Annotated in this window: 27 protein-coding genes and 1 tRNA gene; 15 read left to right on the top strand and 13 right to left on the bottom strand. The window is 56.7% G+C overall.

Going from position 1 to position 23,151, the window contains the following annotated elements; genetic code table 11:
* Positions 1-218 precede the first annotated feature (218 nt).
* The 5 genes from NF78_RS29840 to ndhC form a co-directional block, all read right to left on the bottom strand.
* Positions 219-1,331, bottom strand: coding sequence for a polysaccharide biosynthesis/export family protein (locus NF78_RS29840; protein ID WP_072016204.1), 1,113 nt, complete (start codon positions 1,329-1,331; stop codon positions 219-221).
* A 15-nt stretch (positions 1,332-1,346) separates the two neighbouring features.
* On the bottom strand, positions 1,347-3,551 hold the full coding sequence (locus tag NF78_RS20115; RefSeq protein ID WP_035991178.1) for a GumC family protein: 2,205 nt from the start codon (positions 3,549-3,551) through the stop codon (positions 1,347-1,349).
* A 682-nt stretch (positions 3,552-4,233) separates the two neighbouring features.
* On the bottom strand, positions 4,234-4,743 hold the full coding sequence (locus NF78_RS20110) for an NAD(P)H-quinone oxidoreductase subunit J (RefSeq protein WP_035991177.1): 510 nt from the start codon (positions 4,741-4,743) through the stop codon (positions 4,234-4,236).
* A 44-nt stretch (positions 4,744-4,787) separates the two neighbouring features.
* Positions 4,788-5,531, bottom strand: a complete 744-nt coding sequence (locus NF78_RS20105) for an NADH dehydrogenase subunit K (protein WP_035991175.1) — start codon at positions 5,529-5,531, stop codon at positions 4,788-4,790.
* The gene (gene ndhC / locus NF78_RS20100) at positions 5,522-5,884 is read right to left on the bottom strand and encodes a photosynthetic/respiratory NAD(P)H-quinone oxidoreductase subunit C (protein WP_035991173.1); all 363 of its coding nucleotides are present in this window, start codon (positions 5,882-5,884) and stop codon (positions 5,522-5,524) included. The genes NF78_RS20105 and ndhC overlap by 10 nt, the downstream gene beginning before the upstream one ends.
* A gap of 295 nt (positions 5,885-6,179) precedes the next feature.
* Here ndhC and NF78_RS20095 point away from each other — a divergent pair, with 295 nt between their 5' ends.
* From NF78_RS20095 to NF78_RS29830, 6 genes are all read left to right on the top strand, one after another.
* Positions 6,180-6,608, top strand: a complete 429-nt coding sequence (locus tag NF78_RS20095) for a rubredoxin (protein ID WP_081972968.1) — start codon at positions 6,180-6,182, stop codon at positions 6,606-6,608.
* A gap of 154 nt (positions 6,609-6,762) precedes the next feature.
* Positions 6,763-7,767: a photosynthesis system II assembly factor Ycf48 gene (locus NF78_RS20090; protein ID WP_035991171.1), complete on the top strand. Its 1,005-nt coding sequence runs from the start codon at positions 6,763-6,765 to the stop codon at positions 7,765-7,767.
* A 96-nt stretch (positions 7,768-7,863) separates the two neighbouring features.
* Positions 7,864-8,112: a cytochrome b559 subunit alpha gene (psbE, locus tag NF78_RS20085; protein WP_035991169.1), complete on the top strand. Its 249-nt coding sequence runs from the start codon at positions 7,864-7,866 to the stop codon at positions 8,110-8,112.
* Between the two features lie 32 nt (positions 8,113-8,144).
* The gene (gene psbF, locus NF78_RS20080; protein WP_035991167.1) at positions 8,145-8,279 is read left to right on the top strand and encodes a cytochrome b559 subunit beta; all 135 of its coding nucleotides are present in this window, start codon (positions 8,145-8,147) and stop codon (positions 8,277-8,279) included.
* Positions 8,280-8,288: 9 nt separating this feature from the next.
* Entirely contained in the window at positions 8,289-8,408 is a 120-nt protein-coding gene (locus NF78_RS29835; protein ID WP_072016203.1) for a photosystem II reaction center protein L, read from the top strand.
* An 82-nt stretch (positions 8,409-8,490) separates the two neighbouring features.
* Positions 8,491-8,610, top strand: a complete 120-nt coding sequence (locus tag NF78_RS29830) for a photosystem II reaction center protein J (protein ID WP_071527210.1) — start codon at positions 8,491-8,493, stop codon at positions 8,608-8,610.
* A 75-nt stretch (positions 8,611-8,685) separates the two neighbouring features.
* On the opposite strand, the gene NF78_RS20075 is transcribed toward NF78_RS29830, so the two are convergent.
* The gene (locus NF78_RS20075) at positions 8,686-9,375 is read right to left on the bottom strand and encodes an N-acetylmannosamine-6-phosphate 2-epimerase (protein ID WP_035991165.1); all 690 of its coding nucleotides are present in this window, start codon (positions 9,373-9,375) and stop codon (positions 8,686-8,688) included.
* A 59-nt stretch (positions 9,376-9,434) separates the two neighbouring features.
* Between NF78_RS20075 and NF78_RS20070 the strand changes: the two genes are divergently transcribed.
* Positions 9,435-9,932, top strand: a complete 498-nt coding sequence (locus tag NF78_RS20070) for a DUF2165 family protein (protein ID WP_035991163.1) — start codon at positions 9,435-9,437, stop codon at positions 9,930-9,932.
* A gap of 31 nt (positions 9,933-9,963) precedes the next feature.
* On the opposite strand, the gene dcd is transcribed toward NF78_RS20070, so the two are convergent.
* A complete protein-coding gene (gene dcd / locus NF78_RS20065; protein ID WP_035991162.1) occupies positions 9,964-10,563 on the bottom strand; it encodes a dCTP deaminase in 600 nt (199 codons plus the stop codon).
* Positions 10,564-10,583: 20 nt separating this feature from the next.
* Positions 10,584-11,138 carry a P-loop NTPase family protein gene (locus NF78_RS20060; protein WP_035991159.1) on the bottom strand — a complete coding sequence of 185 codons (555 nt, stop codon included), beginning with the start codon at positions 11,136-11,138 and terminating at the stop codon, positions 10,584-10,586.
* A gap of 318 nt (positions 11,139-11,456) precedes the next feature.
* Here NF78_RS20060 and rph point away from each other — a divergent pair, with 318 nt between their 5' ends.
* Positions 11,457-12,173, top strand: coding sequence for a ribonuclease PH (gene rph, locus NF78_RS20055; protein ID WP_035991158.1), 717 nt, complete (start codon positions 11,457-11,459; stop codon positions 12,171-12,173).
* Between the two features lie 287 nt (positions 12,174-12,460).
* A complete protein-coding gene (locus NF78_RS20050) occupies positions 12,461-13,198 on the top strand; it encodes a phycobilisome rod-core linker polypeptide (RefSeq protein ID WP_035991156.1) in 738 nt (245 codons plus the stop codon).
* Positions 13,199-13,249: 51 nt separating this feature from the next.
* On the opposite strand, the gene tyrS is transcribed toward NF78_RS20050, so the two are convergent.
* A complete protein-coding gene (gene tyrS, locus NF78_RS20045) occupies positions 13,250-14,482 on the bottom strand; it encodes a tyrosine--tRNA ligase (RefSeq protein ID WP_052050777.1) in 1,233 nt (410 codons plus the stop codon).
* A gap of 473 nt (positions 14,483-14,955) precedes the next feature.
* On the opposite strand from tyrS, the gene NF78_RS20040 reads away from it, so the two are divergent.
* A complete protein-coding gene (locus NF78_RS20040; protein WP_035991154.1) occupies positions 14,956-16,884 on the top strand; it encodes a transglycosylase domain-containing protein in 1,929 nt (642 codons plus the stop codon).
* 10 nt (positions 16,885-16,894) lie between these two features.
* On the opposite strand, the gene NF78_RS20035 is transcribed toward NF78_RS20040, so the two are convergent.
* Positions 16,895-17,335: a DUF4168 domain-containing protein gene (locus NF78_RS20035; protein ID WP_081972781.1), complete on the bottom strand. Its 441-nt coding sequence runs from the start codon at positions 17,333-17,335 to the stop codon at positions 16,895-16,897.
* A gap of 106 nt (positions 17,336-17,441) precedes the next feature.
* On the opposite strand from NF78_RS20035, the gene NF78_RS20030 reads away from it, so the two are divergent.
* The 3 genes from NF78_RS20030 to NF78_RS20020 all read left to right on the top strand — a co-directional run bounded on the left by NF78_RS20030 (position 17,442) and on the right by NF78_RS20020 (position 20,799).
* Positions 17,442-17,729: a helix-turn-helix domain-containing protein gene (locus tag NF78_RS20030; protein ID WP_035991151.1), complete on the top strand. Its 288-nt coding sequence runs from the start codon at positions 17,442-17,444 to the stop codon at positions 17,727-17,729.
* Between the two features lie 66 nt (positions 17,730-17,795).
* A complete protein-coding gene (gene hisS / locus NF78_RS20025; RefSeq protein ID WP_035991148.1) occupies positions 17,796-19,109 on the top strand; it encodes a histidine--tRNA ligase in 1,314 nt (437 codons plus the stop codon).
* Positions 19,110-19,740: 631 nt separating this feature from the next.
* Positions 19,741-20,799 carry a class I SAM-dependent methyltransferase gene (locus NF78_RS20020; RefSeq protein ID WP_035991145.1) on the top strand — a complete coding sequence of 353 codons (1,059 nt, stop codon included), beginning with the start codon at positions 19,741-19,743 and terminating at the stop codon, positions 20,797-20,799.
* Positions 20,800-20,828: 29 nt separating this feature from the next.
* On the opposite strand, the gene NF78_RS20015 is transcribed toward NF78_RS20020, so the two are convergent.
* Positions 20,829-21,308, bottom strand: coding sequence for an SAM-dependent methyltransferase (locus NF78_RS20015; RefSeq protein WP_035991143.1), 480 nt, complete (start codon positions 21,306-21,308; stop codon positions 20,829-20,831).
* The gene (gene pyrE / locus NF78_RS20010; protein ID WP_035991141.1) at positions 21,305-21,925 is read right to left on the bottom strand and encodes an orotate phosphoribosyltransferase; all 621 of its coding nucleotides are present in this window, start codon (positions 21,923-21,925) and stop codon (positions 21,305-21,307) included. The genes NF78_RS20015 and pyrE overlap by 4 nt, the downstream gene beginning before the upstream one ends.
* Positions 21,926-22,121: 196 nt before the next feature.
* Between pyrE and NF78_RS20005 the strand changes: the two genes are divergently transcribed.
* On the top strand, positions 22,122-22,517 hold the full coding sequence (locus NF78_RS20005; RefSeq protein WP_035991139.1) for a hypothetical protein: 396 nt from the start codon (positions 22,122-22,124) through the stop codon (positions 22,515-22,517).
* A 137-nt stretch (positions 22,518-22,654) separates the two neighbouring features.
* Here the strand turns inward: NF78_RS20005 and NF78_RS20000 are convergent.
* Positions 22,655-22,727, bottom strand: a tRNA-Ile gene (locus NF78_RS20000).
* A gap of 171 nt (positions 22,728-22,898) precedes the next feature.
* Here NF78_RS20000 and NF78_RS19995 point away from each other — a divergent pair.
* Positions 22,899-23,141 carry a hypothetical protein gene (locus NF78_RS19995; protein ID WP_035991137.1) on the top strand — a complete coding sequence of 81 codons (243 nt, stop codon included), beginning with the start codon at positions 22,899-22,901 and terminating at the stop codon, positions 23,139-23,141.
* Positions 23,142-23,151: the final 10 nt, after the last annotated feature.

Raw genomic sequence — 23,151 nt, 5'->3', positions numbered from 1 at the left:
CGTCAGCTTTGATTTTATGTGTAAATGACTTACTTTTGAGAGCATTGCTGGCAGTCGATCACAAGATCAAAGCACTCACAAATTCGAACTTGACAGGCCACTAGTCCCTAGCGTTATTCTTATCTACTTTCATGCCTAGTAAGCAGCATGGGTTAAACTGATCCAATTTCACCTCCAATTTCTGAAAACATAATTGGTCCAAGGAATTTCTGGCTATCCTAATTATTATCAAATATGTTGAAAACGTCTAAGATGTTGAGAATGGCTCCAAACGGGCCAAGAATTGGTGTTAGAGCGCGCCCAATATTGTCAATGCCTACTAAATAGCCTTTCTTCGGCACTAAGATTACATCCCCATCTTGAATTTGGTAGCTATCTACCAAGCTGGACAGATCAACCCTTTGCTCTTCTACTTGTCCAGTTTCTGTAAGTCGAACGAGACGAACTTCGCCAAGGGCTGCGTCAGAGTTTGGCCCCCCTGCCGCAGCAATCGCGCTAGACACAGAACTATTCGGCTGGACTTGCACTTCTCCAGGGCGAACCACACCTTCTCCGATCACACGCACTCGAACATTGTCAGGAGCAATGCTCGAACTTGCGATTAAAGTGGGATCAATCTCAGCATCTGGTAATGCTCTAGGCACAAAAATGGCATCGCCATCTCTGAGTACAAGATTATTGCCCTGTCCAGCATTGGCGATAGCATCCCAAAGGTTCACAGAGACATCTTGAACCACACCATTGGGCAACTGTCGTCTAACAACAACCGAGCGAATGTCTGCTGAACGCCTTATCCCACCTGCCGCAATTAAAGCTGCAGAAAGGGTTGGCGTAGTTGTGGCCTGTGTGATTCTTGCATTGACATTAAGTTGTGTTTCAGCTGTGGTTAAACTACTTAGCTGCACGGGACCGGGGCGATAAACTTCCCCTGCCACATCTACCACCACTGGGCGTAGAGCAGTTAAGCTTACATTTACAACTGGATTCACCAAGAAGGCATCCAACCCCTGGGTAATTTCATTAGACAAAGTATCTACGGTCTTACCGGCAGCTTGGATAGACCCTAAGAACGGGAAGGGAATGGTGCCATCGGGCAGAATTACTCTTGCGCCGGTAAATTCCTCATAGCCAAAAACAATAACCGCAACTTGATCACCAGCACCTAAGATATAGTTCCCAGCCGTTTGAGTACTTAGTGGAACTTCAGTTGCCGATGGAGCATTCAGTGGAGCACTTTGTTGTGCTTTTGCTATATCTAAACCCAACCAGGACTGTTGAGTCAATGCAATTGAGAGCGAGACAATTGCAACCGAGCATTTATCTAGTTTCATAGTCTTTAGATAATCCTACCGGGCCGTTGTTTGCATTTCTGAGATAGAGGCTTTGCCATACTCACCCGCTCGAATACGCGATACATAGTCGCCGTGTTCGTTGTTGATATCTACTCCGTTGGCAACTAGTCCCAAGACATTTGCCTGGGAGCGTTCTAGGAATGACTTGGCGGCTAAAGCACTAGACGAGTCTACTTTTCTTGGCCGTAAAACAAGCAGAACGCCATCTGACATCCGTCCGACTACCGCTGCATCTGCTGCTCCTAAAAGAGGAGGAGTGTCAATGAGGATGTAATCGTACTGTCGCTTTAGCTGCTGAAGCAGATCGGCCATCCTTTCAGAATCCAAAATGGCCAGAGGATTAGGTGGCAGAGCCCCTGCCGTCATCACGGTAAGATTTTCGAAGACCTGATGAGTTGCGTCCTGCTGAGTTTCCTCTCGAATAAGAACCTGGCTCAGTCCAGCTCGATTGACTACATTCCACAGATGGTGCTGAGATGGCGATCGTAAATCAGCATCTATCAGCAAAACTTTTTTGCCTGAGTAGGCCAAGGTCGCTGCTAGATTAGCCGATACCTCGGACTTGCCCTCCTCAGAGACAGAACTAGTGATAGCAATAATGCGATGAGAAATGTCTGGGCTAGTGAACTTTAAATTTGCCTGCAACATCTGGAAAGCAGCAGACACCATGGGTTGATCTCGATCTAGAGAAGGAATGTAGCTAGAGAAACCCGAAGAAGACAGCCTATCTGATAGATACAAAGGACTGTCACTACTCATTCTTGGTCGAAACTTAGGTACTAAACCGAGCAGCGTGTAACCAAGCAACATCTCACCGTCTTTGGCTGTCTTGACGGATCTATCAACTAGATCTAGGAAGAATGCACAGGCAACACCAAGGAGAGTCCCAACAAAAATACCACCTATGAGAGCAGGGATTAGCAAACTTCCAGCATCCCCAGCCGGTTCTGCCCGTTCCAGAATTTCAGCACTACCAACAGTCTGATTTTCAGCCAGTTGAGTTTGTTGCAGGGCAGCTAGAAGGTTGTCATAGTTCAACTGAGCAGCCTGTAGCCTTTGAGTTAACTCCAACTGGCGTTTTTCAAGGGCAGGGAAAGCTTGAATCCTTTCAGCATAACGGTTCCGCGACTCAACCAAGCTCTGAAGTTGACTGGCCAAACTGGAGCGGTTGACTTCTGCGGTAGCCAACTCCGTCGTCAACTGCTGCCCTAGGGGACTCATCTGCAGGTTGCCAATGCTGGCCAAAGCAGATGTACCAATAACCTCCTCGACTCGGGTATTAAGGAGGTTTTGCAGCGACTCAACCCGGCGCTCCAGGTTCATAACCGTAGGGTGAGTCTCCCGGTAGAGGCTACGTTGGGTGGCCAACTCGGCCTGGGCTAACTGCAGGTCTGCCAAAGCCTGTTGAACAGCCGTAGATTGACTTAATGTCTCAATTTGTCTAGCTTGAGGTAAAGGAATGGCCAGTTGTCCTTGCAATTCACTGGTCTGAGTGGTAGCACTGGCAAGATTTGAAGACACGGTGCGAATTTGAGAATCTAGCAAAGCAATCTCCTCAACTGCAACACTTGCTTCATTCTCAAGCGCAACAATTCCATTAGCATCCTTAAATTGCTGAAGTGCAGCAGCGGCCCGATCGAGGTCGGCCTCAGCAATAGGAAGCTGCCGCTCAATAAATTCGCGGGCTGTGGCCGCCTTCAGACGGTTGCTGAGAACATCCCTAGCTAGATAGGAATCCATTACCGCATTGACAATGGCCGCAGCTTCTTCTGGATTATTTGAGCGGTAAGAAACCTGTAAAATATCTGCCTGCTCCGCAGGTTCTACTTCTATCATGCTACTTAGTGCTGATGGCTTAAGCGGCAAGCCGTCATCATCGGTAAGGTTTAGATTGTCAATGGCAGATTGCATAACTGCGGTTGACAATACAACGGAGCTTTGGTTTTGCAGATTGTTTATGGAGATCGGTAATTCGCGCAGGTCTCTACCGACTCCAGTGAGCGTTGGCGTCAGGTCTGGCCTGACTAGTAGAGTACCTGTAGCGCCAAAGGATGGCGTCCGTGCTATGGCATATAATACCGAACCTGCTACACAGGTACCTAGCACAAGAGTCGCTGGCAGCCACCGCCGTTTGAGTACCAGCCAGTAGCGTTGCAGGTCAATTTCTTCAACGTAGTCTTGGTAGGTCTTGTTAGTCATAGACGGGTAGAAATGAAATACGCCTGAGAACGGTCTGTCTGCTTACGACGGCGGGGTTGGGAGGTCCAACTTGCCTAGGTCTGCTCTGGCAGTGCCCCGAAGCTTGCTCGAAAGCATCAGTGGGTAAGCCTTGACCAGATTTCCCCGTTGCAAATAGGTGAATGGCAGGTAGAGATCAAATATGAGTCAAAGACTTGTGTACTGTCTGTCTAATTTAATGTAGATGCACAACCTTTAGGTCAGCATATCTTATGAACGCGAGAGCAGGGGAAGCTCGTGGAATCACCTAGCCTTGTCTTAACAATAATGACGTTTCTGTGATATTTGAAAGAAGCGCTCCTTAAAACACCAGGGTACCCAGGTGAGGACAGCAGCCATACACAGCAGCTGAAAGAAACTTTTTGGTGCAGCAGCAACCCAAAACTTAGGATTCTTGCTGGGTGGATGCAGCGGAGCGTTCCCGCACTGGCTGTGTAGGAGATAGCTCAGCAGCAGTAAGCGTCTGCTGGATGTTGCGATCGCACTCGCAAATCCCAGGCCTGGCTCGGCATAATGCTCGACTCCATGATAAACCCCGTCCCAGGAAAGCCAATCCCTTAAAAGAAAAGCTAACCAGACAAGTCAACTATACATGGTCAACTCATTTGGTTAGCTTTTCACCAGGTAGGACGACAGATCAGTGTCAATAGGCGTCCTGGAGTTCGTAAAAGTCGGGGGAAATGTAGTCTTTGCGGAGGGGCCAACCCACCCAGTCCTCCGGCATCAGCAGACGCTTAAGGTTGGGGTGCCCTTCGTAGATGATGCCATACATATCGTAGCTTTCCCGCTCCTGCCAGTCAGCCGCTTTCCAGATCCAGTAAACGGAGGGCACGCGAGGGTTGGCGCGGGGCAGAGAGACTTTTACCCTAACCTCTTCTGGCCTATCGACGTTGTCGTCCAGCTTGATCAGATGGTAAAAGCTCACCAGATCTTTGCCTGGTCCGTCGTCGTAGGCACCCTGACACTGGAGATAATTGAATCCGTAGGCATACAGGGCTGTACAAATCGGAATCAGAAACTGCGGCGCCACGGAGATAATCTCGACACCCAGGTGATCGCGGGGTTCCAATTGGTGGTCGAACCCATTCTCTGTCAGCCAAGTTGACACAGCTCCGGCTTCTGCCAAGGAGGCACCAGTTTCTGCATCTGACATCGGCTCTTGATCGGGAGAAGGCTTAGAGTCTGCTTCTGACATGGCTAAACTTCCTTCTCTTCAGGTGCAAGTTCGGCAACCGTTTCTGAAACTGGTATTCCCATAGCCTCCATCAGTTCTTTGGGTGGGGAGACGTGGGCTCCAGTTTGCAGGTACTGCCCAGTTAGAATCGGGGGTACTGTCTTAAGGGCATGGCTGCGCTCATAAAAGCGATGGGTCTGCAGCGTGTAAGCCCTATCCTGCATGGATTCTGTAGAAACCTTTTTGCGCAACTTGATGATGGCATCAATGATGGCTTCAGGCCGAGGTGGACAGCCAGGGATGTAAACATCTACGGGAATTAGCTTATCAACCCCCCGCACAGCAGAGGGGGAGTCGCTACTAAACATACCGCCAGTAATGGTGCAGGCACCCATGGCGATGACGTACTTGGGGTCAGGCATCTGTTCGTAGAGGCGTACCAGGGCTGGAGCCATCTTCATCGTGATCGTGCCAGCCGTAATAATCAGATCGGCTTGCCTAGGACTAGCCCTGGGTAACAGACCAAAGCGGTCAAAATCGAATCGAGAACCAATTAGTGCAGCGAACTCGATAAAGCAGCAGGCGGTACCGTACAGCAAAGGAAACAAGCTGGACAGGCGACACCAGTTATAAAGATCGTCTACGGTTGTCAAGATGACATTTTCCGACAGCCCATGGGTAACGGCAGGAGGGGCTGAGGGATGGAGCAGTTTTTCTCCAGGTGCCAGGGAAAATTTATCGCTAGCTGTAGCGGGGTTTACGACCATTCCAGGGCTCCTTTACGCCAAGCGTACACAAGACCAACCACCAGGATGCCAATAAAGATCAGCGCCTCAACAAAAGCTAACAGGCCCAGTTGATTAAAAGCTACTGCCCAGGGGTACAAAAATACGGTCTCTACGTCAAAAATAACAAAGACCAGCGCGAACATGTAGTAGCGAATGTTGAACTGAATCCAGGCTCCGCCGATGGGCTCCATGCCCGACTCGTAAGTGGTTCTACGAGCTGGACCCCGAGTAACTGGACGCAGCAGCTTAGAGGCTGTCAAGGCAGCTACTGGCACCAGACAGGACACCAACAGGAAGACTAGAAAGTACTCATAGCCGGATAAAACGAACACAAGCTGACTCCGGGAAAGGCTGGTACACGGGTATTAACCCGAGCAGTCAAGTTTACAGGTGTTATCTTACGTCACTTTAACGGAAAAACTGGTGCAAGGGGAGGGATTGGGCATAGCAAAGGAGGCCAGCAGCATTTCAGGCGCGTAGACGTGGAATATGAGAGTGATGACCTGACTGTGTCATAATTATTTACAACAAGCTTTCCATTCCCGTTAGGGTAAGGGCTGCTTGGATCTACGGGGTTAGTGCTGATTGCCCTGATGTTTGTTTGATGATTTTAGGGGCTTTAAGTCTATGAGCGCTGAATCGGAGCCTACAGCTAACTCGCCGGAGCCAGTGGATGCAAGGATTGCTCAAGGCTCAGATGTAGCGTCTGAGGGCGAATCTACTGAGGTAGTAGAGCTAACGCCTCAAGAGATGGATCGATACGAGTGTCTGGCCTGTGGCTACTCCTACGAACCGACCAAAGGAGATAGCCAGGCCAGGATTCCTGTGGGGGTTGCTTTTGAAGATTTGCCTGTCAATTGGCGTTGTCCGGTGTGTAGTGCCCCGAAGAAGCGGTTTAGCAATATTGGGCCTGCCGGGGCTCCTTCGGGATTTAAGGAAAACTTGAACTACGGCTTAGGGGTTAATCGTTTAACGCCTGCTCAAAAGAATATTTTGATTTTTAGCGCCCTAGGTCTTGGCTTCTTGTTTTTCATCAGTCTGTATGGGCTGAAGTAGGGGTATAGTGCTCAGGCCAGGCACACCGAGGCTTGAGGTACCGAGGCTTGAGGTAGGGATTGCTGCGCTGCCCTTGGCCTATTCCCGATCTGACCATCCCATTGGTCTTTTAGGATTTGTAGTGTTGTTTTGCAAGTACGGATTTGAGTAACCTATGCATGCTGCGTTTGACTGGTTAAAGCGAGGACTGGTGATGCTGGTGGTCATGGCCCTGGCAACCAGTTGTTCTGGTTATTTTTTGGCGGACGCAGAGGTGCATCCCTGGGAGACCATCCAGGTGCCGGTTGAGTCTACCCTATCGGACGTGGCCTTTACCCAGGACCCCAGTCACGGTTGGATCGTGGGCAGCCGCAATACACTTCTGGAGACTCAGGATGGCGGCGATACGTGGCAAGTGCGAGAGCTGGCGCTAGGGGATCAGCCCTATACCTTTACCTCCATTGACTTTGCAGGCAATGAGGGTTGGGTGACGGGTATTCCGACCTTGCTTTTGCACACCGGTGATGGGGGTAAGACTTGGGAAAATGTGCCTTTGAGCAAGGAATTGCCAGGTTCGCCCTTTTTGATTACGGCAACTGGCTCTAATGCAGCTGAACTCGCCACTGACATTGGCGCGATCTATCGTACTGAGGATGGTGGACGAACCTGGAAAGCTCTCGTGCAGGGGGCTGTGGGGGTGGTGCGAAATATGGTGCGCTCTGAGGATGGCCGCTATGTGGCGGTGTCTTCGCGAGGCAACTTTTACTCGACCTGGGCTCTGGGCCAGGATCAGTGGATCCCCCACAATCGCCAGAACTCCAGACGCCTTCAAAACATGGGCTTTGACAAGGATGGGAAGCTCTGGGTGATTGCTCGAGGTGGCCAGGTACGGTTTTCTAACTCCCGGGCTTCTGACGACTTCACTGAGGCGCTCAACCCTGAGTTTGGGACCAGTTGGGGGCTGCTGGATATGGCTTTCCGCACCGCCGATGAGGTTTGGGTGACTGGGGGCGGGGGCAATCTGCTCTGTAGCTTTGACGGTGGTCAGACCTGGTACAAGGACAAGGCTGTGGAGGATGTGCCGTCTAACTTCTATAAAGTGAAGTTTGTCGGTCCTGAGAAGGGCTTCATTCTAGGGCAGCAGGGCACTATTCTCAGATACAGGCCTGAAACTGCCTAAGAAAAATCGGAGATCTTGGCTGAAATAGCTTGTTAGGGTTTCCGGGGTTCTCTATGATTGAATTAGATTCTTCGTGTTCAGAGAGGAGACGTTGATATGGCAGGTACTACAGGGGAGCGCCCCTTCGGCGACATTGTCACCAGTATTCGCTACTGGATTATTCACAGCATCACTATTCCCATGTTGTTCATTGCGGGCTGGCTGTTTGTCAGTACCGGTCTGGCCTACGATGCCTTTGGGACGCCCCGACCCAACGATTATTATCCCGATAACCAAATGCAGCTGCCGATTGTGACCGATCGCTTTGAGGCGAAGGATCAGATCGACATGTTCTCCAATCGATAAGGCTTTAGTTATTCCAACGTTTGATTGAACCTATGCAAAGCAATTCTCCTAACGAGCAGATTACCTACCCGATCTTCACCGTGCGCTGGCTGGCTGTCCATACCCTGGGAGTGCCCAGCGTGTTTTTCCTAGGGGCGATCGCGGCAATGCAGTTTATTCAACGATAAGAGAAACCCATGGACCGTACTCCAAATCCCAATAAGCAGCCCGTAGAACTCAATCGCACGTCCCTATACCTGGGCCTGCTTTGCGTTTTTGTGCTGGGTCTGCTGTTTTCTAGCTACTTCTTTAACTAAGCTGGGCATTTTGCTGAAGCGGCGCTAGCCGTGTGCTCAGGCTGTGTTGAGTTCTTTACCAGATTAGTAGGAGGTTGAGATCATGCTTCAGAGTGGACGGATTCCGCTGTGGATTGTCGCTACCGTTGCTGGTACCGGTGTGCTGGTGGTGGTTGGCCTATTTTTCTACGGGGCCTATGCGGGCGTAGGCTCGGCCATGTAGTGCGGTTGCAGCACTCAGGTTTGAACAGTGGGGGTAAGCCGGTTGACCTGGGTTACCCCTATTTTTATTAAGGGGTCAAGTGTCAGACGTTTTAACGGCCTGCAGGTAGCTCATGACCAGGCTATCGATGCCGGTAATGGCCGTTCCCACCACCACGGCGTAGGCCCCTAGATCCAGCGCCTGCCGGGCCTGGGCGGGGGAGGCAATGCCCCCTTCGCAAATGACGGGAACCGGGCATTCGGCGACCATGGCTCGGAGTAGGTCAAACCCTGGTGGGGTTTGGTTCTCGGTGGCTTCGGTGTAGCCGAACAGGGTGGTCCCGACGCAGTCTGCCCCGGCCGCTACGGCCTGGCGAGCGTTATCGAGGGTATCAACGTCGGCCATGACCGGTTTTCCCAATTGTTCGCGAATGCGGTGGATAAGCAGGGAAAGGGTTTCGTCGCCGGGGCGGGGCCGCTGGGTGGCATCGACGGCAATGATGTCGGCACCGGCCTGGGCCACGGCTTCGGCGTGGTGAAACTGCGGAGTGATGTAGACGGGTGAGGGCGGCATGACCTGTTTCCACAGGCCGATGATGGGGCTGCTACAGCGCGATCGCACCGCCAGAATATGCCCAGGGCTGTCGATGCGCACCCCAACGGCTCCTCGATTGAGGGTGGCAGCGGCGATCGCCGCGATCACCTCGGCATCGTGCAGGGGGGAATTTGCCGGTGCCTGACAGGACACCACCAGTCCACCCTGCAACGCCTTCAGAATCGTTTTCAATGGAAAGTGCTCCTACAGTAGTGCTCACCTGAGCGTTGACCCAAATCTGATCTCATTCTATGGCGGTACGGATCTCGAAAACCCTGCTGGTGGGCTCCATTGGCCTGCTGGCGCTGGTGATTGTGCTCAACAACCTGACGGACTACAACGCCAACTTCCAGTACATTCAGCACGTGATGAGCATGGATACGGTGTTTGCCGATAGCCAACTGACCTGGCGGGCGATCACCTCCTCCCCGCTGCAAAGGGCGGTCTACGCCATTATCATCTCCACAGAATTTGCTATCGCGCTCCTGTGCCTGCTGGGGGCGGTGCGGCTAGCTCAGGATCTGGGGAGCAGTGGGGACGCCTTCAACCGGGCCAAGGCCACCGCGATCTATGGGCTGACCCTAGCCTTTTTGTTCTGGTTTGTGGGCTTTATGGTGGTGGCTGGCGAGTGGTTTACCATGTGGCAGTCCCTGGACTGGAACGGGCAGCAGCCCGCCTTTCGCTTCATCGGCTGCGTCGGCCTGGTGCTGATTTACCTCAGCCTAAACGACAGCGATCTGGCCGCTTGACCTGCCTGGGGAAAACCCAGCCTTCCCCCACCTAGACTCGGGCCAGGGTAACCTGTTCGGCCTGGTCCTGGTACTTACCACGCCGGGCTTCGTAGCTGACCTGACAGGGCTCGCCCTCAAAGAAGATCAGCTGCACGACGCCTTCGCCAGCGTAGATGCGGCAGTCGGCGCTGGAGGAGTTGGAAAACTCCAGGGTGAGGTGCCCTCGCCAGCCGGCCTCGGCGGGGGTGAGGTTGGCAATGATGCCACAGCGGGCGTAGGTGGACTTGCCAATACAGATCACGCTGATGTTGTTGGGCACCGAAATTTTTTCCAGGGCAACCCCCAGCCCGTAGGAGTGAGCCGGCAGAATGAAGTAGCTGCCGCTATCGTCGGTCTTGATCTCCGTGCGCTCCAGGTTGGCGGGGCTGAAGTTTTTGGGGTCGACCACGGTACCAGGGATGTGGCGAAAAATTCTAAACTCGGCCGGAGAGAGGCGAATGTCGTAGCCGTAGGATGATAGCCCGTAGCTGATGACCGGCTGCCCCAGCCCCTTTTCGCCGGGCTCTAGCTGGCGCACCAGGGAGGGCTGAAAGGGCTCAATCATGCCCGCGTCGGCCATTTTGGCAATCCAGGCGTCGTTTTTAATCATGGCAGTGGGTGCTTGAGGAGTTAGGGCAAAATATTACGACGAAATTCGGTCACCTGGTCGGCCACGTTGAGCAGCGCGTCGGGCATATCAGGCCCAGTCAGAATCACATCCACCTGGGGCGGGCGCTGCTGAATAAACTCCACCACCTCCTGGGTGGGGATGAGGCCGTAGTTGACGGCCAGACTGAGTTCATCTAAAACCACTAGACCGTAGCGCCCCCGCGCGATCGCCCCTTTGGTATGAGCCCACAGTTCTCGAATCGCCTCCCCCTCGCTGGGGCTCACCGCCGGGTCGTGGATGCAGCGGGGCATGTCGGCCCGAATCCAGTCCAGGTTCTGGCCAAACTGCATGGGCTGATTCGGCCCCTGGTGAATGCCCCCCTTGAGAAACTGCACAATCAGCACGGCTTTTCCCTGATCGGCAATGCGCAGGGCCTGCACCATGACGTTGGTAAAAAAATTGCGGTGGACGGCGGTAAAGACCTGGACCGTCCCCTCCACCGTTTGCAGTAGGGGATGGCGCACAAGGGAGGCAGGAGCTGAGCTGAGGGAAACGGGTTTGAGCTGAGAGACCATGGGCAATTACAGCAGAGGCCAGGAAAGGTGACCGCCCTAAACTACCCGCATGGGAATAGCCTGGAGCAGAGCAAGGATGTTGGGCAGCCGTGATGGCTGGGCTAAATATAGCGTGATTTCCCGGAGATGAATCGTCAAATTACTCTATATGTATTGCAGAGTACGGGCGTACTTCGAGCGGGAAGGCGATCGCGCCCTGCCCCCGGGATCAATCTGGAGGGAAGCTGAAAAACCAGGCCAGCCGCAGTCGGTTGCTGTATTCTGGTGGCACACGGGGTTGGCAACCGGGCACCTCAGTATCTATGTTAGGCACCTTGTATGGCTTGGCAACGTCCAGACGGTCGGCACCCGCAGCAACTGCGGCCTGTGAGCTTTGAGCGCCAGTTTACGACCTTTTCAGCAGGGTCGGTGCTGACCCGGTGCGGCCATACCCAGGTGCTGTGTACCGTTGCCATCGAAGAGGGCGTACCGCGCTTTTTGCAGGGGTCGGGCCGGGGCTGGCTGACGGCGGAGTACCGCATGCTGCCCGGTGCTACCCCCCAGCGCCAGCCCCGTGAGCTGATCAAACTGTCAGGCCGCACCCAGGAAATTCAGCGGCTGATCGGGCGCAGCCTGCGATCGACCCTGGATTTTGAGCTGCTGGGCGAGCGGACGCTGCTGGTGGATGCCGACGTGATTCAGGCCGATGCGGGCACCCGCACCGCTTCCATTACCGGCGGTTACGTAGCGCTCAAGGACGCCGTAGAGAGCCTGGTCGCCCAGGGAACCCTGGCGCGATCGCCCCTGGTGCACGGCGTCGCCGCCGTTTCTGTAGGCCTGATTGAAGACGAGGTCTTTCTCGACCTGCAGTACGACGAAGACGTGGCGGCGGCAGTGGACTTCAACCTGGTGCTGAACGAGAACCTCAGCATCATTGAAGTGCAGGGCACCGCCGAGGAAGGCAGCTTTAGCCGTCAGCAGATGAACCAGATTTTAGAGGTGGGTGAACGAGGCGTAAAACAACTGCTGGCGGCCCAGCAGGCCGCATTTCTGTAAACGTCCGGAACGGCTGCGATCGCCCGCCCTGTCCTCCACCGCCCAGCGCAGACTCGGCCCGTCGGCCAAAGCGAACCAGGGCCGCACGGTGGAGAGAAGCCTGCCGTTCAGGACGCTTGAGACCCTGAACGGCTAAGATTTTTACGTTTTGTATTCTGCCCCAGCGGTATCAGCCTTCAGGCTTTAGTTAAGAAAAACATCAAAACCTTTGGCATGATTTTATACCTGGGCAGTCTGGGAGTAAGCCACAGGTTGGTTGATGTTTTTCTGTTGCAGGAAGGTTTGCCATGACGTCTAACGATGAGTTTTCAATTAGAGAAATTACGGTGAGTCGGCAGTCTGCGGGGGAAGAACGCCAGGCGGCTCTGCACCAGATCTACGCCCAGGTTTTAGAACGGCAGCCCTACGGATTTGAGCGTAAGCAGTTGGCCAAAATTGAATCGGAATTTCTGCGCAATAAAATTGGCGTCAAGCGGTTTCTGCGCGAACTGGGCCATTCCGAGGTCTATCTCAACGAGTTTTACTACAACTCTTCAAACCCTAAATTTATCGAGCTTTGCTTCAAACACTTTATTGGCCGTGCTCCCAGCGGCCAGAATGAAATGCACGATTACTGCGACATTTTGATGCGCCAGGGCGTAAAAGCCATGATTACGGCCCTGCTCGATTCTGAGGATTACCTGCGCCACTTCGGCTGCTTCACGGTGCCCCACGCCTGGGCCGAGGAAAGCTATCCCTCACCCAAAACCTTCTGGGAAACCGAAGTGTTGCTCCACGAGCTGCACGGACGGCGGGGCTGGATTGTCCCCACGATGATCTGGCACGATCTGAGGCTGAACTGCGATGGCGGCAGCTGTAGTTTACCTGGCTCCACTGCTGCGTCCTCGGCAGCGACTCCGGGGCTAGACGCGCTGCACCAGGTGCTGAGCACCATGGGACCCCAGGACTTAGAAAAATTTGCCTCCACGCTCTCCGTCGCCGATCGCGACAAGCTCCGCCATCTGCTGATGCAGCCCGCCCGCTAGGGGCTGTAACGGTTAGTGCTGGGACTTCTCAAAGCCAATTGATGACAGCCCCTAGGGAACCAGCCGGGCAAACTTTTTCTTGCCCACCTGCACCACTTTGCCCACCAGGGCCTCGGGGTCGGCCAGTTCCTGGTTGGGGTCGGTCACCTTTTCCCCATCCAGTTTGACCGCCCCTCCCTGAATTTGGCGGCGGGCCTCGCTGCTGCTGGCACACAGCCCGGTGGCCCCCACCAGGTAAAACAGCTTGGCCGGGAAGTTGATCCCGGCCAGGGAAAACTCGGGTACGCCGGTTGCTGTTTCGCCGGTTCCCTGCACCAGGCTGATGGCGGCCTGCTGGGCCTGCTGGGCCGCCGCCGCCCCGTGGAACTGACGAGTGACCTCCAGGGCCAGCATCTTTTGGCGATCGCGCGGATTTTCGGGCAGCGTGGCGAGGTCAAAGGCGGTCAGCAGCTCAACGTAGTCGCCAATCAGGGCATCGGGCACTTTTTCGAGCTTGGAGTACATGCTGAGCGGGTCTTCCTGTAGGCCCACGTAGTTGCCCAGGGACTTTGACATTTTTTGGCTGCCGTCGGTGCCCAGCAGCAGGGGCAGCAGCAGGCCAAACTGGGGCCGCAGGCCAAAGTGCCGCTGTAGATCGCGGCCAACGGCAATGTTAAATTTCTGGTCGGTGCCGCCCAGCTCAACATCCGACTGCACCGCCACCGAGTCGTAGCCCTGCATGAGGGGATAGAGAAACTCGTGGAGGAACACCGGGTCGCCCTTGCCGTAGCGCTCGGAAAACCCCTCCTTGGCCAGCATCTGCCCTACGGTCATGGTGCTGAGCAGCTCCAGAATTTTGCCCAGATCCAGGCTCGAAAGCCACTCGGAGTTGTAGCGCACCTCCAGCCGCCCTGGGGTATCAAAATCGAGAATGGGGCGCACCTGCTCCAGGTAGGTTTTGGCATTGGCCTGGACGTCGGCTTCGCTGAGCTGGCGGCGCACCTCCGACTTGCCGGTGGGGTCCCCAATGCGGGCGGTAAAGTCGCCGATGATCAGCACAGCGGTGTGGCCCGCATCCTGGAAAGCTCGCAGCTTGCGCACCGGAATGCTGTGGCCCAGGTGGATTTCGGCCCCGGTGGGATCGATGCCCAGCTTGACCCGCAGCGGGCGATCGCTCTGGAGCAGCCGCTGAACCAGGTTTTGCTCAGGGTCGCTGGATCTGGGCTGATCCGGGAAGACCTCGCTAATGCCCCGGTAGATGCTCTCAAACTGAGCCGGGGGAAGGTTGGGGTGGGCCTGGGGCATGGTGAGTACAGACGAGTTGATCGGTGGGCAGAAGGGTGGGTGAGCTGGACAGTTGGGGCAGAGGTGGGGCGATCGCGGCCAAATGTTATAGATTTTGGCAAAACTGGCCCTTAGCTTCTCCTTATAACCACCTGCGAGGCTAGGATAAGCGTGCCTGCGATCGCTAACTCTGGGCAACGGGTAATAGGGTAAACGACGCTTTGAGCCCGACCGCCGAGCCCGTCCTCGGCATCGCTGCCGGCTGACGGCCTGGGTTATCGCCCTCAGCCGATTCCCCCCAGCCGTCTGTCGTAGGCCATTTAATATAGAGCGTCAGCCCAGAGGCAGGTTCACTTGCCTAGAGGGTCATTATAATGGCCTAACTGTCACCAGCCGCTGCCTACCCACGCTTTAAAAGCAGTCCCGTTAAAAAGTCGCTTCCAGCATCTATCATTACGCAGCCCAATCATCTTTAGCAGACCTGAATAGCCGACGTGTCAACCAACACCCTTCGCCATAAAAGCCACAAAAGCCGATCTCAGCCGCAGCCCCTGCGCCAGGCTCCCCACGTGCTCAAGTACGTGCAGGATGTGGGCCAGGTAGCCGCCGCGGCGCTCCTGGGCACTACCATGATCGCCAGTTCCGTGCTGGCGGGCGGACTGGTGGGACTGGCCATCAGCTTTCGTAACCTGCCCGATGTGCGGGTGTTGCGCAATTACGTCCCCAGCGAAACCAGCTACATCTACGACATCAACGGCACCCTGCTCCACAGCCTCCACGATGAGGCCAATCGCGAAGTCATCGATATTGATGACATGTCTCCCCACCTGAAGCGGGCCGTACTGGCGGTGGAGGACAGCTATTTCTACTCCCACAACGGCATTAACCCCAGCAGCGTGGGCCGGGCTATGCTGGCCAACGTTGCGGCGGGCTCGACGGTGGAAGGGGGCTCCACCATCACCATGCAGCTGGTGAAAAACCTGTTTTTGACCCCCGAGCGCGCCATTAGCCGCAAGGTGGCCGAAGCGGTGCTGGCCCTGCGCCTGGAGCAGATCTTCAGCAAAGACGAAATTCTGGAGATGTACCTCAACCAGGTGTACTGGGGGCACAACAACTATGGGGCCGAAACCGCGGCCCAGAGCTACTTCAACAAGTCGGCCAAAGACCTGACCCTGCCCGAGGCGGCCATGATCGCAGGGCTGATTCAGGCACCGGAGAACTACAGCCCCTTCCAAAACTACCAGGCCACCAAAGAGCGCCAGGCGATTGTGCTCAACCGGATGCGGCAGCTGGGCTGGATTTCCCCTGAGGAGGAGCTGGCGGCCCGCGAGGCTCCCCTGCTGATCGGTGAGGTCAAATCGTTCCGCAACAGCATCTCCCCCTACGTGACAGATGCGGCGGTGCAGGAGCTGAAGCAGCGCTTCGGCAACGAGGCAGTGTTGAAGGGCGGTATGCGCGTGCAGACCACCGTTGACCTGGCCATGCAGCAGATGGCCGAGGAAACCGTGCAGCGGCACAATGCCCGCATCCGCCACGTGGCCGACCAGATGGCCCTGGTGGCCATTGACCCCCGCACCCACTTCGTGAAGGCGATGGTGGGCGGGGTCGACTACCAGCAAAGCCAGTTCAATCGGGCTATTCAGGCCTATCGGCAGCCGGGATCGGCCTTTAAGCCTTTTGTCTACTACGTCGCGTTTGCCACCGGTCGCTACACGCCCGCCAGCTCCATTGCCGATACACCCGTGAGCTATCCTGACGGCTATCGCTACTACAGCCCCAGAAACTACGACGGTGGTTTTATGGGCAACATTCCCATTCGCACCGCCCTGGAGGTGTCGCGCAATGTGCCGGCGGTGAAGCTGGGCCAGGCCGTCGGGGTCAACCAAATTATTGAGTTGTGCCGCACCCTGGGCATCAAGAGCCCCATGCAGCCCGTCACCTCACTGCCCCTGGGCGCGGTAGACCTGACGCCGATGGAGATGGCCGGAGCCTATGCCACCTTTGCCAGCAATGGCTGGTACTCTGAGCCGACCTTTATTGTGCAGGTGAGCGACAGCAGCGGCAACGTGCTGCTGGACAATACGCCCCAGCCCCAGCTGGTGCTGGATCCCTGGGCTGCGGCTTCGCTGACCGACGTCATGCAGGGGGTGATTGCCCGAGGTACGGGTACCGCCGCCCAGATTGGCCGCCCCGCTGCCGGTAAAACCGGCACCACCGACTCCCAGCGGGACGTGTGGTTTGTGGGTTATGTGCCCCAGCTCTCGACGGCGGTGTGGATCGGCAACGACAACTACAGACCGATGCGGGGGGGAACCACGGGGGGAACCTACGCAGCCCCGGTGTGGAAGGACTTCATGCAGCGGGCGCTCGTCAATGTGCCGGTGGAGAACTTCCGCCGACCGTCGGAGTTTGTGCAGCCGTAAGGGCTTGGGATTAGGTACTGGCTTCGTCGATCTGGGCCAGGACGCGATCGCGAAATTCTGGGTCACTGTTGGCCAGTCCCAGCAGTTCCCAGTAGGCCGACAGGGTCAGCCCGTTGGCCTGAATTAACTCCAGGGCAGCGGCCTGAATTTCCTGCTGCATCTGGCGCGATTCAGTATCGGTTTCGACCCGCTGGAGACTCAGCTCGCGGGATTCGATTAGCTTAACTACGGCGATATAGGCTCTGACAAAGCGGCTGACGGTCTCCGAGGGAATGTCGCTGGCATCGGGGGCGGCCGGGGTGGTGAGGGGGACAGGCTCGTCGGGTATGGGAACGGCTACGGCCGCGGCGGGAAGGCCAGTCAGCAGCAGAATTGCCACCAGGCCGCCAATCAAACCCTGTTGCCACCGCCGCAACAGACGGGCCGCGATCGCCGTCCAACCGTAATTCATAACAGCCCTGCCAAGAACGCGTTCTAAGAGCCTACCCGAAACCAGATCGCCTATAGTGGTAGTAGACATAGGCATATATACATAACGACAAAGGACATAGACCGCCATGGCAAGCGATGAGATGTCTCCGGTGCCCGGTCAGGGAAGCCTTTCTGATCGGGAGCTACAGATCGTGGAGCTAGTGGCATCGGGGCTAACCAACCAGGAAATTTCTGAACAGCTTGAGATCAGCAAGCGCACGGTGGACAACCACATCAGCAACATTTTGACCAAGACCGCGACGGGCAATCGGGTGGCGCTGTTTCGCTGGGCCCTGCAGTCGGGCAAGGTCTGCATCGATGAGGTCAACTGCTGCGTGCTGCCCGAAGCCAAACCCGAAAGCCAGGAGGCCTGAGGCCTGCCCCCAACAGGGGCTATGATGGGGATTCTGTAATTGCCCACTGAGAGCGCCTGTTCAGCTATGGAGCCAATTCAATCCCTACCCGGAACCGAAGACATTTTGCCCAAGGCGCAGTTTGTGGGCCAGGACATCAAGGTGGCCGACATTCACACCTGGCAGCGGGTGGAGGCGGCGGCGCGCGAGCTACTGGGCCGAGCCGCCTACCGCGAAATCCGCACCCCCACCTTTGAGGCCACCGCCCTGTTTGAGCGGGGCATCGGCGAGGCCACCGACGTGGTGGGCAAGGAGATGTACAGCTTCAAAGACAAGGGCGATCGCGGCTGCACCCTGCGACCCGAGAACACCGCCGGGGTGGTGCGGGCCTACGTTCAGCACAGCCTCTATGCCCAGGGCGGCGTGCAGCGGCTCTGGTACACCGGGCCCATGTTTCGCTACGAGCGCCCCCAAAAGGGCCGCCAGCGGCAGTTTCACCAGCTTGGGGTGGAGGTGCTGGGCAGCGCCGACCCCCGCGCCGATGTGGAGGTGATTGCCCTGGCCACCGACATTTTGCAGGCCCTGGGCCTCCAGAACCTGACCTTTTACCTGAACTCGGTGGGCGACAGGGGCGATCGCGCCCGCTACCGCGAAGCCCTGGTCAACTACCTGACTCCCTACGCGGCAGATCTGGATGCCGACTCGCGCGATCGCCTCAGCCGTAACCCCCTGCGCATTCTCGACAGCAAAGACGAGCAAACCCAGGCCATTACCGCCTCCGCACCCAGCATTCTGGACTACCTTGGCCCCGAGTCGAAGCGTCACTTCGATCAGGTGTTGGCTCAGCTCAGCGCCCTGGGCATCGCCTTTGAACTCAACCCGCGCCTGGTGCGGGGGCTAGACTACTACACCCACACCGCCTTTGAAATTCAGTCCCAGGACCTGGGGGCGCAGGCGACCGTATGCGGCGGCGGTCGCTACGACAGCCTGGTGGAGGAACTGGGCGGCCCCGCTACCCCAGCCGTGGGCTGGGCGATCGGCCTGGAGCGCCTCACCCTGCTGCTGGAGACCCTCCAGCCCTCCGCTCCCACAACCCCGGATCTCTACCTGGTTTCCCGGGGGGAAGCGGCCGAAGCCAACGCCCTCCAGCTCGCCCAAAAACTGCGTCACCAAAACCTGGCCGTGGAGCTGGACCTCAGCGGTGCCGCCTTCAGCAAACAGTTTAAGCGGGCCGATCGCAGCGGTGCTGCCGCCTGCTTGATCCTGGGCGACGATGAGGCGGCCCAGGGCACCGTGCAGATTAAGTGGCTCGGCTCCGGCGAGCAAACCAGCCTCTCCCAGGCCGCTCTGCTCAGCGACATCGACGGGCTTTTGCAGCAAATTCAGAGCGCTCGCGCCTAGAGCACCGATTCAGTATGGCTGCGATCTCGCATCTGCCATTGCAGGGTCTACAGATTCCTACCGATTCCTTGGCCGCACAAAGGTTCAAACCGATGATTGATCGCTCCTTTCCGTCGGGTCCAGGGCGGCCAACAGCTGCCTTTGCGCCCCAGTAGGGGCGACGCCCCTGGTCGTAGGCCAAAGGCCGTGCGAAGCGGGGGGTCTGGGGCCAGCGAAATGGCCCCAGTAGCACCTTTGGCTTACCGCCGAAGTTGTGGCTCGCATGCCCCTAGCCTCGCTGCAAAACAGATACTGTACCGACGCTCTAGGGCGGGACATTGCTGCGCTGGGAATGCCTAAACCGACGGTTCGGCAAGAAATCCATGTGCCTGTAGGGGGTCGATCCCTGCTTTAGCCGCAGGAGCGCTGCTGAACGCAAGTACCATCAAAAAATCAGCGCATCTCGTAGGGGCAAACGGCCGTTTGCCCCTTGTATCTGCAGAGGTAGTGAACCTGTTTGCCGCCCGCTCGAACCTTGGGGATTCCCCTCAGGTTCCCCTCCTGTGGGGAACACATAGCCCCTAAGATTTCGTTACAATCTTTTACACCGATAGAATATCCTTCGCCCAATAAATAATTTATTGCTGGTCGTATGCCTGACACCATCACAAAACTGGCCTACCAAGCCTTCCAACAGGGTAAGAGTTACTTTGGGCTGGCCCACAAAACTGTCACCACGCAGGTTATGCAGGCGGTCAACCCGCCCAAACACATTCAAACCAAGCCCCTAGATGTCAAAGATTTGCAGTTGCTGCAGCAGCGGATGAGCGCTTTGCTGGAGCGTGACTGGCAGGATGCCGAGGCTGGAATTTACCCAAAAGAGCTGTTGTTCGACAACCCCTGGGATGACTTCTTCCGGTTCTATCCGCTGGTTTGCCTGGATTTGCCCAATATCTGGGACCGGCTCAACAAGCGCGACTATCACACCTTTACCGAGGATGTGGACACCGATGGCTACCCCAAGTACTACCTGCAAAACTTCCACCATCAGACCAATGGCTACCTGAGCGACCTGTCGGCCAACCTGTACGACCTCCAGGTGGAAATTTTGTTTAACGGCACCGCTGATCCCATGCGGCGGCGCATTCTGGCTCCCCTCAAGCAGGGGCTGGCCACCGCTGGCGTTGGGTCAGGGGCCAAGGTGCTGGATGTGGCCTGCGGCACCGGGCGTACCCTGGGCATGGTTCGAGATGCTCTGCCCAAGGCGTCGCTGTACGGCGTTGACCTGTCGCCAACCTACCTGCGCAAGGCCAATGAAACCCTGAGTGCCAAGCCCGGTGTACTGCCGCAGTTGATTCAGGCCAACGGTGAGAGTCTGCCCTTTGTCGACAACTACTTCGATGGGGTGGCCAGCGTGTTTCTGTTCCACGAACTACCGGCGACGGCTCGCCAGAACGTGATTGACGAGATGTATCGGGTACTCCAGCCCGGCGGTACCGTAGTGCTGTGTGACTCAATTCAGCGAATCGATTCGCCTGAATTTGAGGTGGCGATGGAAAATTTCCCGGCCATGTTCCATGAGCCCTACTACCGCCACTACACCACCGATGACCTCAACCAGCGCCTGAGCGATGCTGGCTTTGAGGAGGTCAGCAACCAGGTTCACTTTATGAGCAAGTACTGGGTAGCCTGTAAGCCAGCGGCAGGCTGATTTACTCGGGGCTGTGGTTTAGGTGGTGATCAGGGAATCTGCCACAGGTAGAGCACAGAATCTTCCTCAGAGGGCTCCAGGCGGAGGGTGCGATCGGGGGGCCAGTCGCCCATGTCGAACATGTGCGAGATGACGCGGCTGCCCGATCGCAGCTGGGTTTGCAGACGCGATCGCAGCCGCAGGTTCAGGTGCGGCAGTAAGTAGATCAGCACCACCGTTGCCCCGTGTAGATCGGCTTCGAACAGGTTGCCCTGGACAAAGGTGAGGTGCTGGTTCACCCCGGCCTGCTGGGCACTGGCGCGGGCCTGCTCCAACAGCAGTGGATCCACATCAATGCCTACCCCCTGCACGCCGTAGCCAAGGGCAGCCTGGATCAGCAGTCGACCGTCGCCGCAGCCCAGGTCGTAGATCACATCGGCGGCCGAAAGCGCGGCCAGCCTGAGCATGGCCGTGGCGGCGTCGGCTGGGGTCGGCACAAAGCCGATGTCGGGGCGAGGACGGGCGGTCATTCAGCGGAGTGGAGGGTAGCCCAGTGGGCCTGGATATCCTGGATAGTGAATAGGGCATTGAAGGGGAGGCTGTGGCTCTGGTAAAGCTCGGCCCCGCCCTGCTGGCGATCGACGAGGGCCAGAATTTGGTTGACCTGGTACCCGGCGGCCTGGAGACGATCGACGGCTTTAAGCGCCGACTGACCAGTGGTAACCACATCCTCGAGCACGGTGACGGCGCTGCCGGGGGGCAGCGTTACCCCCTCAATGTAGGCGCGGGTGCCGTGGCCCTTGGCCTCTTTGCGAATAATCAGCGGAAACAGGGGGCGATCGCCCTGGAGACCCACCAGACTCACCGCCGTCACCAGCGGATCGGCCCCCAGGGTGAGTCCGGCCACGGCGGTGGTTTCAACCGGAACCCGATCGAGCAGCAGACGGCCCACCAGCAGCGCCCCCTGGGGGTGCAGGGTGACCAGCTTGCCATTGATGTAGTAGGTGCTGCGCTGCCCTGAGGTGAGCACAAAGTCACCCTCCTGGTAGGCGCCCTGGCAAAACAGATCGAGCAGGGGCGATCGCAGGGCGGCGGTTTCCAGACTCAGCAGATCAGAGGGGGCAATTTTCAGCAATAGCTCAGCCATGGGTCATTAATTCCTTAAAAATGCTCCAGTTTTCCGCGATCGCGCTATAAAGGACATGCACTGGGGGATCGGTTCGGCAAAATTCAGGTAAAGTAGGGAGATTTTTGCCCTCTATCCTGTGTCGGCGTAGGGGCGGGCACCGCCAGAATCGGATCAAATTCCCCGCACTAACCTACTGAGTTGAGGAGGCTTGGCCATGGGCATTCAATTAAATCATATTTCGGGTCTGACGCTGGCGCTGCTGGCGGCGGCGGTCATCGCGCCCGCCGGGCACGCCCAGGATACGGCACCCCAGACCATCCCTGACGCCCTGGACGCTCTGACGACCACCTACTCCGGTGATTTCTTTAGAAACCGGGGCATCACTCGCCAGGCCAAGCGCATTCTCGGCCTCGATTTTCCTGAACGGGCCCTGGAGTGGGACAGCAACGCCACCTCCGCCGCCGTCCGAGACATCCTGCTGCTGCAAAACACCAGCGACCCCACCATCCGGGTGCCGGATCTGGCCACCCCCTTTACCAGCAGCCTGCTGACCAGCCCCGTCGGCGCCGGCCCCTCCATTGGCTCAGAGTTCATTTTTGAAAGCTTCTAGCCCCTCTCCTTCGGCTAGGTTCTCGCCAGTCCCCTGGCTTCGGCTTTGGGGGCTGGCGCTAATTGTCCGCTAGCGGTCCTAACCGACGATCGCGCCCTGGTCTATTGGGGACTGGGCTTGGCCTTTCAGATTAAAAATCCAGGGTGCAGGAGTTGAACCTGCCTGAGGCGAATTATGAGTTCGCTGCCTAATCCGCTCGGCCAACCCTGGGATGCTACCTCGACGGTAGAGCATATCCCATTGTACGCGCAGGTCTAAACCCTAATCTTAAATTTTGTTTGAGTCCGAAACTTTATAATTGGGGTAAGGTTATAAGCCTGGATTTGACCCAAGCGGTCTCAACGGTCTCCTTTGCTCAGGTTATTCACTTTTTCCCCTGCCATGAACCCTGCCGTAGCGTTTACGTTGATTTTGCTCTCGCTGATGATCGGGTCGGGGGTGGTTAGCGCGTCGTGGGGGTTTACCCTGGGTCGTCAGGCGCTGACCGGAGTGCGCCAACCAGAAACTCGGCCTACCAGCGGTTCTCCCATCGCCCGCGAAGGCGGCGGCCACGGCGACGTGGTCCTGGTCAACGAAGCTGAGATTTTGCAGCAGGTGAAAGTTCGCACTAGCGGCGGCCAGTAGCTCTTAGGCA

It is taken from the genome of Leptolyngbya sp. KIOST-1, assembly GCF_000763385.1.
GTDB lineage: Bacteria > Cyanobacteriota > Cyanobacteriia > Phormidesmidales > Phormidesmidaceae > Nodosilinea.
This window is presented reverse-complemented; position numbering and strand designations above follow the sequence as displayed.